This is a genomic window from Jiella sonneratiae (genome assembly GCF_017353515.1).
Classification (GTDB): Bacteria; Pseudomonadota; Alphaproteobacteria; order Rhizobiales; family Rhizobiaceae; genus Jiella; species Jiella sonneratiae.
Map to the genome: position 1 here is coordinate 56828 of NZ_JAFMPY010000011.1, position 8736 is coordinate 65563.

Annotated in this window: 6 protein-coding genes; 3 read left to right on the forward strand and 3 right to left on the reverse strand. The window is 67.7% G+C overall.

Translation table 11 applies throughout. The features are described 5' to 3' along the window. Positions 1–8: 8 nt before the first annotated feature. On the forward strand, positions 9–2531 hold the full coding sequence (locus tag J1C47_RS12365; RefSeq protein ID WP_207351078.1) for a DUF1217 domain-containing protein: 2523 nt from the start codon (positions 9–11) through the stop codon (positions 2529–2531). A gap of 80 nt (positions 2532–2611) precedes the next feature. On the opposite strand, the gene J1C47_RS12370 is transcribed toward J1C47_RS12365, so the two are convergent. From J1C47_RS12370 to J1C47_RS12380, 3 genes are read right to left on the reverse strand one after another with little or no spacing between them, the layout of a single operon-like run. Further along, positions 2612–3478, reverse strand: a complete 867-nt coding sequence (locus J1C47_RS12370; protein WP_207351079.1) for an amidohydrolase family protein — start codon at positions 3476–3478, stop codon at positions 2612–2614. A 48-nt stretch (positions 3479–3526) separates the two neighbouring features. After that, positions 3527–4066 carry a MarR family transcriptional regulator gene (locus tag J1C47_RS24120; protein ID WP_207351080.1) on the reverse strand — a complete coding sequence of 180 codons (540 nt, stop codon included), beginning with the start codon at positions 4064–4066 and terminating at the stop codon, positions 3527–3529. Then, entirely contained in the window at positions 4063–4869 is an 807-nt protein-coding gene (locus tag J1C47_RS12380) for a crotonase/enoyl-CoA hydratase family protein (protein WP_207351081.1), read from the reverse strand. Before J1C47_RS12380 ends, J1C47_RS24120 begins: the two co-directional genes overlap by 4 nt. A 166-nt stretch (positions 4870–5035) precedes the next feature. Between J1C47_RS12380 and J1C47_RS12385 the strand changes: the two genes are divergently transcribed. Beyond that, complete coding sequence (locus J1C47_RS12385; protein WP_207351082.1) at positions 5036–6940, forward strand: feruloyl-CoA synthase; 1905 nt, start codon at positions 5036–5038, stop codon at positions 6938–6940. A 340-nt stretch (positions 6941–7280) separates the two neighbouring features. Further along, positions 7281–8645 carry an ammonium transporter gene (locus J1C47_RS12390; protein ID WP_245396530.1) on the forward strand — a complete coding sequence of 455 codons (1365 nt, stop codon included), beginning with the start codon at positions 7281–7283 and terminating at the stop codon, positions 8643–8645. The last annotated feature ends 91 nt before the right edge of the window (positions 8646–8736 follow it).

Genomic DNA, 8736 nt, shown 5'->3' on the forward strand with positions numbered 1-8736 from the left:
GTGTGCGCGTGCCGAGCAACGGGGCCGCCATGCTTTCGACCTTCACGACCTACCAGCTCTACACGCGCGACCAGTCCCGGGTGCTCGACCGGATCGCCGCCGACCCGACGAACAAGCGTCTTGCCGACTACTACCGCGAGAACATCGGCAATGTGACGTCCATCGACGAGTTCATGGGCGACTACAAGCTCTATTCCTACGCGATGACCGCCTATGGTCTGGAAGACCAGATCGATTCCCGCGCGCTGATCAAGAAGGTGCTGGAGAGCGACCTCACCGACACGTCGAGCTTCGCCAACCAGCTCTCGGACGAGCGCTACCGCGACTTCGCCAAGGCCTTCAACTTCACCGCGGCGGCGACGGAGACCGACCCGACGGCCCAGTCCGCCGCCCAGCAGCAGGTGATGGTCGAGAGCTATTCCGAGCACCGGGTGCTGGCCGGACAGGCAATCGCCGCCAACGCCAACTACTTCATGGACAAGATCGGCTCGGTGAAGACCGTCGACCAGTTCCTGTCCGACAGCAAGCTCTTCACCGTCGCGCTGGAGGCCGCCGGCATCGACGCCTCCGTCGCCTCGGAGAGCTTCATCCGCGAGGTCCTGACCGGCACCAAGGCCGACGAGATGTCGAAGAAGGGCGACGACCGCTATCTGCTGCTCGCCGCCATGCTGCCCTTCGGCGAGGACGGCAGGGCCCCTTCGGACGGGCTGCAGTCGAGCTCGGAAGCCAACAGCACCGCCTATCTCTACTACAAGCAGAAGGGGCTCGAGGCCTCGCCCCAGGCCGCCGCCCTGCAGGCCTCCTATTACGAGGCCGAGATCGGCAACGTCACGTCGGCCGACGATCTCATCGAGAACCCGCGGCTCTACGAGGTGGCGCTGACCTCCGTCGGTCTCGACCCGACGGTCGAATCCTCGGCCTTCGTCTGGAACGTTTTGACCAGCGACCTCTCCGACCCGACCAGCGTCGTCAACGCCATGTCGGAATCGACCACCACCGACAAGACGCGCAAGGAGCAGTATCTGCAGCTTGCCAAGATGTTCCAGTTCCAGACCGACGGCAGCCTCGCCTCGGGAACCAGCGCCCAGACCGCGGCCAACGTCACCGCCCTGACCGATTCCTATCTCGAACATTACGGCGACGCCGCCTCGAGCGACGACCGGCTGAGCGCCTCGCTCTACGCCGCCAACATCCAGAACGTCACCAGCGTCACCGACTTCCTCGCCAATTCCACCGTCTACGACTATGCGCTGAAGGCCGTCGGCCTCGATCCCGACACCGAGAGCAAGTCGACCATCATGCGCGTCCTGCGCAGCGATCCCTCCGACCCAACGAGCTATGCGGCCAAGCTCGGTGACGACCGCTACATCCGGCTCGCCGCCGCCTTCAACTTCGGTTCGGACGGCAAGGTCACCGACGTCCGCCGCGTCCAGACCGAGACGGCCCAGGGCGACACCATCGACCGCTATCTCGCGCAGTTCGACGACGACGAGGACAAGGCGACGGTCACCACCGTCGTCCAGGATTCCCAGGCCTTCAAGTCGGCGATGGACAGCGTCTCGACGATCGACGAGTTCCTCGCCGATTCGACAACCTTCACCTATGCGATGAAGGCGATCGGCTTCAATCCGGACACCCAGGACGCCGACACCATCCGCAAGGTCCTGACCAGCGACCTCTCCGATCCGGACAGCTTCGCCAACAAGCTCGGCATCGACGCCTACAAGACCCTCGCCGCCGCCTTCGACGTCGACGCCTACGGCAACATGACCCTCGCCACCGACGCGAACGGCGAATCGTCGCTGGTGAACACCTATTTCTCCAAGGTTCTGGGCAGTTCCAACACCGAGCTCGTCGACGCGGCCAAGGAGATCCTCGCCTACAACGTCGCGGTTCCCGAGATCGCCACCATGGACGATCTCCTGTCGAACTCCGATCTGGTGGACTTTGCGCTGAAGGCCTTCGATCTCGACGGCGAGAAGCTGTCGACCGCCGACATCAGGGCGATCCTCACCAGCGATCTGTCGGATCCCGACAGCGTCGCCGCGAAATACGACGACGACCGCTACCTGGAATTCGCCGCCGCCTTCAACTTCGACACCGACGGCACGATCGAGCGCGACGTCACCAAGGTCCAGACCGTGTCGGACATGCTGTCGACCCAGGATCTGTATCTCCGCCAGCGGATGGAGGAGGAGGCCGGCGACGAGAACAACGGCGTGCGCCTCGCCCTCTACTTCAAGCGCACCGCCGCCGATATCACCAACGTCTACCAGTTCCTCGCCGACGACGCCTTGCTGGAATTCGTCAAGACGACGCTCGGCCTGCCGGACGAGTTCTCGTCGAGCGACATCGACGTCCAGGCCCGCAACCTGACCAAGAAGATCGACGTCGACCAGCTCAGCGACAGCAAATATGTCGAGCGGATGATCAACCGCTTCCTGGCGATGTACGACATCGCGAACGACACGAGCTCCTCCACAAATCCGGCGCTGACGATCCTCAGCGGCACGGCGGCGAGCTACGTCTGACATCGCCGCCCATTCAGGTCCCTTTGACCGTCGGCGATTGTCGCCCGGCGGCCGCGAAGCGGCGCATCGGGGAGACGAAATCAAATCTTCAACAGCTTCCGCGCGTTCTCCTTCAGGATCAGCGGGCGCACCTCGTCCTTCATGTCGAGGGCGGCGAAGTCGGCGAGCCAGCGGTCGGGCTTGATCACCGGCCAGTCGGAGCCGAACAGCATTTTGTGCTTGAGGATCGAATTGGCGTATTTGACCAGGATCGGCGGGAAGTATTTCGGCGACCAGCCGGACATGTCGATATAGACGTTCGGCTTGTGCTGGGCGATCGCCAGCGCCTCCTCCTGCCAGGGGAAGGAGGGATGCGCCATGATGATCGGCATGTCGGGAAAGTCGACCGCGACGTCGTCGAGATGGATCGGGTTGGAATATTTCATCCGCATGCCCATGCCGCCGCGCAGCCCCGAGCCGACGCCGGTCTGGCCGGTGTGGAAGAGGGCGATGCAGCCTGCCTCCGCAATCGCCTCGTAGAGCACGTAGGCGGCGCGGTCGTTCGGATAGAAGCCCTGCATCGTCGGATGGAACTTGAAGCCCTTGATGCCGAAGTCGGCGATCAGCCGCCGCGCCTCCCGCGCGCCGGCCTTGCCCTTGGCCGGGTCGATCGAGGCGAAGGGCAGCATGACGTCGGCATTTTCCGCCGCGATTTCCGCCACCTCCTCGTTGGCGTAGCGCCGGAAGCCGGTCTCGCGCTCGGCGTCGACCGGGAAGATGACGCAGCCGATGCGCTTTTCCCGATAATAGGCCGCGGTCTCGACCATCGTCGGCGGATGCTCGTAGGGCGCCTTGAAATAGCGCGCCATCGCCGCCTGGAAGTCGTCGTAGCCGTCGTCCGGGTGGCAGCCGCAGGGCTCTTCGGCATGGGTGTGGATGTCGATGGCGACGAGATCGTCGACGTTCATGAAAACCTCCCTCATGTCTTGGTCAGGCAAGAATTTCGCCGCGGGCGCTCAGCCGCCGCTCAGCTTGCGCAGGAGATCGAGCAGCGTCCGCCGTTCGGCCGCCGAGAGGCGCGATGCGCTCAGCGTCTCGTGGGTGCGAAATTTCGGCATCGCCGCCGCGACGCGCCCGCGCCCCGCCGGCGTCAGCGTCAGTTCGACCGCCCGGCGGTCGTCGGCCGGCACCCGGCGGTCGACGAGCCCCGCCGCGTCGAAGCCCTGGACGATCTTCGCCATGTGCGAGCGCTTGATCTTCAGTGCGTTGGCGAGGACGCCCTGGCGCACGCCGGGATTCTCCCCGATGGTGATCAGGACGGAGAGCAGGCCCGGCTGCAGGCCGTCCTCCGCGAAGGCCGCGAAGAACGCGTCGAAAGCCTCGATCTGGGCGAGCCTCAGATGAAAGCCGAGGCTCTCCTCGAGCGGGCCGAGGGCGAGCGGCACCGCCGCGGCGGTCTCCGCTTCCGCTTCCGCTCCCGTCGCAAGATCCCGTCCGCCCGCCCCGGGCTGCGGTCCGGCCTCGGGCTTCGGAGCGGGTTTGACGAGGGCGCTCACCGCCCGTCGTCCCCGCCGTCCCGCGCCAGCGCCACCTTGCCGGCGCGCTTTTCGAGGAAGGCCCTCAGCCGCTCCTTCGCCTCGGGGCTGGTCTGGGTGAAGGAGGCCATCAGGCTTTCGACGAAGAGGCCGTCCTCGGCACTCATGTCCTGAATGCGCGAGAGCGCGTGGATGACGGCGTAGTTCGACAGGGGGGCGTTGCCGGCGGCCGCTTTGGCGATCTGCTTTGCCTTTTCCAGCGCCTCGCCTTCGCCGACCACGTACTGGACGACGTTCCAGCGCTCTGCGGTCGCCGCGTCGATCACCCGGCCGGAGAGCATCAGATCGGTCATGCGCGCCGCGCCCATCAGCCGCGCGACCCGCACCGCGCCGCCGCCGCCGACGAAGATGCCGCGCTGGCCCTCGGGAAGCGCGAAGAAGGCGGTCGCCTCGGCGACGCGGATGTGGGTCGAGGCGGCAAGTTCCAGCCCGCCGCCGACCACCGCGCCGTGCAGCGCCGAGACCCAGGGAATGCGGCCGCGCTCGATCGTCCGGAACACCTCGTGCCAGCGGCGCGAGCCTTCGATCCCCTCGATCGGGGTCTTCTCGGAATGTTCGGCGAGATCGAGCCCGGCGCAGAAATGCGGCCCGTGGCCGAAGATGACGCCGGCCTTCGCGGTCTTCTCGACCGTCGCGACCGCTTCTGCGATCGCTTCGACGAAACGGTCGGAGATGGCGTTGCGCTTCTCCGGCCGGTTGAGGCCGAGGAGCGCGACCGGCCCGTCCTGCTCGATCGTCACGAATGCGTTCCGTGCCTCGTCCATCGTCCACTTCCGGCCGTTGCCTTGCCCGGCGCCATCAGAACACCGGATGCGCGGGCAAGTCAATTTTGTTTCCGCATGGAATGTTTTCGAGTGGACAAAATTGCCGCCCTTTGTCACCTTCGCCTGGCGCCGGAGGGAGAAATGCCGGCGCGGCGGGAGGAATGACATGGTCGAGGAGGCGGAGCGCCGGGCGGCGGGGAGCAGGGATTCGGCCGCGGCGACGCCGCTGCGGGCCCCGCTGCGGCCGTCGCGGGTCTGGAAGCCGGTCGTGCGGACCGAGGAGCGGGCGGACGGCAGCATCCTCGTCACCCAGGAGGGCGATCTGCCGCCGTTTCCCGTGCGGTTGACCGAACGGCTTCTCGAATGGGCGCAGCGGGCGCCGGAGCGCACGCTCTTCGCCCAGCGCCCGGCGCCCGGCGGCGCCGGCTGGAACCGCATCGGCTACGGCGCGATGGTCGAGCGGATGCGCGCCGTCGGACAGGCGCTGCTCGACAGCCCGGCCTCGGCCGACCGGCCGGTGCTGATCCTCTCGGGCAATTCGCTCGACCATGCGACGCTGGCGCTCGCGGCGATGCATGTCGGCATTCCCTATGCGCCTGTCTCCCCGGCCTATTCGCTGCTCTCGTCGGATTTCGGCAAGCTCAGGCAGATTGCCGGGGACCTGACGCCGGGCGTCGTCTTCGCCGAGGACGGCGCGGCCTTCGGGGCCGCCGTCGCGGCGATCCTGCCGGACGACGCGATGCTCGTCCTCGGCAGGGGCGCGGTGCCCGGCAAGGCCAGCGCCGCCTTCGCTTCCCTGCTCGCCACCCCGCCGACCGCGGCGGTCGAGACGGCCCATGCGGCGATCGGCGCCGGGACGGTCGCCAAGATCCTCTTCACCTCCGGCTCGACCGGCAGCCCCAAGGGCGTCGTCCAGACACACGGCATGCTCGCCGCCAACCAGGCGATGGTCGCCGACTGCTACCGTTTCCTCGAGGACGAGCCGCCGGTCCTCGTCGACTGGGCGCCGTGGAACCACGTCGCGGCCGGCAACAAGGTCTTCAACCTCACCTTCTGGCACGGCGGCAGCTACTATATCGACGAGGGCAAGCCCTCGCCGGCGGGCATGGACGAGACCTGCCGCAATCTGAAGGAGGTCTCGCCGAGCTGGTACTTCAACGTGCCGAAGGGCTACGAGGAGCTCAGCCGGCGCTTTGCCGGCGACGAGGCGCTGCGCCGCTCGTTCTTCCGCGACCTGAAGATGATGATGTATGCCGGCGCCGGCATGGCGCAGCACACCTGGGATCAGCTGGAAGCGCAGGCGCTCGCGACCGTCGGGCACCGCATCCGCCTCGTCTCCGGCCTCGGTTCGACCGAGACCGGCCCCTTCGCCATCGCCGGCACCGACCCGCAGCCGCAGGCCGGCAACATCGGCATTCCGGCGAAAGCGGTCGTCCTGAAACTGGTGCCGTCGGCCGGCCGCCTGGAAGCGCGCCTCAAGAGCCCGAGCATCACCCCCGGCTACTGGCGCCGCCCGGATCTGACGCGCGAGGCCTTCGACGGGGAGGGCTTCTACCGGCTCGGCGACGCGCTGAAATTCGCCCGGCCGGGCAGGCCGGAGGAGGGCTTCCTGTTCGACGGCCGGGTGGCGGAGAACTTCAAGCTCGACACCGGAACCTGGGTCGCCGTCGGGCCGCTCCGCGCCGCGCTGGTCGACCACTTCGGCGCCCTCGTGCGCGACGCCGTCATCGCCGGCGAGGGGCGGCCGGAGATCGGCGCCCTCGGCCTCGCGGATCTCGCCGAGTGCCGCCGTCATCTCGGCCCGGCGGGGGAGGGACTGGGGGATGCCGAGCTCCTCGCCCACCCGGCGTTGCGCCGCCATCTCGGCGAGCGCCTGCGGCACTTCGCCGAGACGGCGACGGGCTCGGCGACCCGGGTGGCGCGTCTCGTCCTCATCGACGTCCCGCCGTCGATGGATCGCGGCGAGGTGACCGACAAGGGGTCGCTCAACCAGCGGGCAGTGCTCGCCAATCGGGCCGAGCTCGTCGCCGCGCTCTACGACGATGGCGATCCGCGCCTGATCCGCGCCTGAGCGACGCCGGGTCCGGTTGCGACATGCCGCGCATCAGGGCGCATCGCGCTTTCGCCGGTCTCGGCGGTCGAAGCCCGTCGGAGGGATGGCCGCTCCCGCGGCGCCCCGGAGGCCTTCGGCCGAGCCCCGGCCGTGAAAGGCGGCAGTCTGCGCAAAATTCAGGCAGTTGCGCATGCATTGGGCAGCATCTGCTTCGCACCTGCGAGCAAAGTTGCTGACTCCTGCGTGTTTTGGTCAGCCCGGCGAATTGGCACGACTTTTGATTAAGTGGGATCGGGCCCGGAGTTTCAAAGGCACCCAGCCGTCAAGGGTCGGTCAACGATCGGAAGCACGAAAAAAGATGATGAGACCATTCTTCAACGCACGAACGCTCACGGCCGCAGGCCTCGGGCTCGCAGCCGCCGCGCTCGCCTGCCATCCCGTCCTGGCGCAGGACGCGCCGGCCGCCGCCGAGGCAGCGGGTGATGCCGCCGCGGCTGCCGCGCCGGCGATCGACAAGGGCGACACCGCCTGGATGATGACCTCCTCGCTGCTCGTCCTGTTCATGACGATGCCGGGCCTGGCGCTGTTCTACGGCGGCCTGGTGCGGGCCAAGAACATGCTTTCCGTCCTGATGCAGTGCACGGTCATCACCGCGCTGGTCATGGTGATCTGGGTCCTGTGGGGCTACTCCTTCGCCTTCGGCGGCTCGGAATCGCCCTGGTGGGGCGGCACCGCCAAGCTGTTCCTCGCCGGCATCCAGCCCGACACCGTCTCCGGCTCGATCCCGGAATACGTCTTCGTCGTGTTCCAGATGACCTTCGCGGTGATCACCCCGGCGCTGATCGTCGGCGCCTTCGCCGAGCGGGTGAAGTTCACCGGCGTCCTGCTCTTCGTCGCCCTGTGGGTCACCTTCGTCTACTTCCCGATCGCCCACATGGTCTGGGACGCCAACGGCTTCCTGTTCAAGCAGGGCGCGATGGACTTCGCCGGCGGCACCGTCGTCCACATCAATGCCGGCGTCGCGGCGCTGATCGGCTGCTTCTTCGTCGGCAAGCGCACCGGCCTCGGCAAGGACATCATGGCCCCGCACTCCATGACCCTGACCATGGTCGGCGCCTCGATCCTGTGGGTCGGCTGGTTCGGCTTCAACGCCGGTTCGGCGCTGGCGGCCAACGGTACGGCGGGTCTTGCGATGATCAACACCTTCGTCGCGACGGCCGGTGCGATCCTCTCCTGGTGCGTCGTCGAGGGCGTCGGCCGCGGCAAGGCGTCGATGCTCGGCGCAGCGTCCGGCATGGTCGCCGGCCTCGTCGCCATCACCCCGGCCTGCGGCTTCGTCGGCCCGGTCGGTGCGGTGGTGCTCGGCCTGATCGTCTCGCCGATCTGCTACTTCTTCGTCTCGGTGGTGAAGAACTCCATCAAGTACGACGACAGCCTCGACGTCTTCGGCGTCCACGGCATCGGCGGCATCGTCGGTGCGATCCTCACCGGCGTCTTCGCCTCGCCCTCGCTCGGCGGCGTCGGCTATGCCGAGGGCCAGACCATGGCCGGGCAGCTGATGGTCCAGATCGAGGGCGTCCTCATCACCATCGTGTGGTGCGGCATCGGCTCGGTGGTCTTCTACGCCATCACCAAGGCGCTGGTCGGCCTGCGGCCGAGCGTCGAGGAAGAGCGCGAAGGCCTCGACCTCACCTATCACGGCGAAGTCGCCTACCACTCGTAAGGCGAAACGGTCCCGCCGCTGCCCGCCACGGCCGCGGCGGGGCCCGCCAACAGGGCCCGAGGGCCCCCGGCTAGGGGGCGATCCCCCGGCC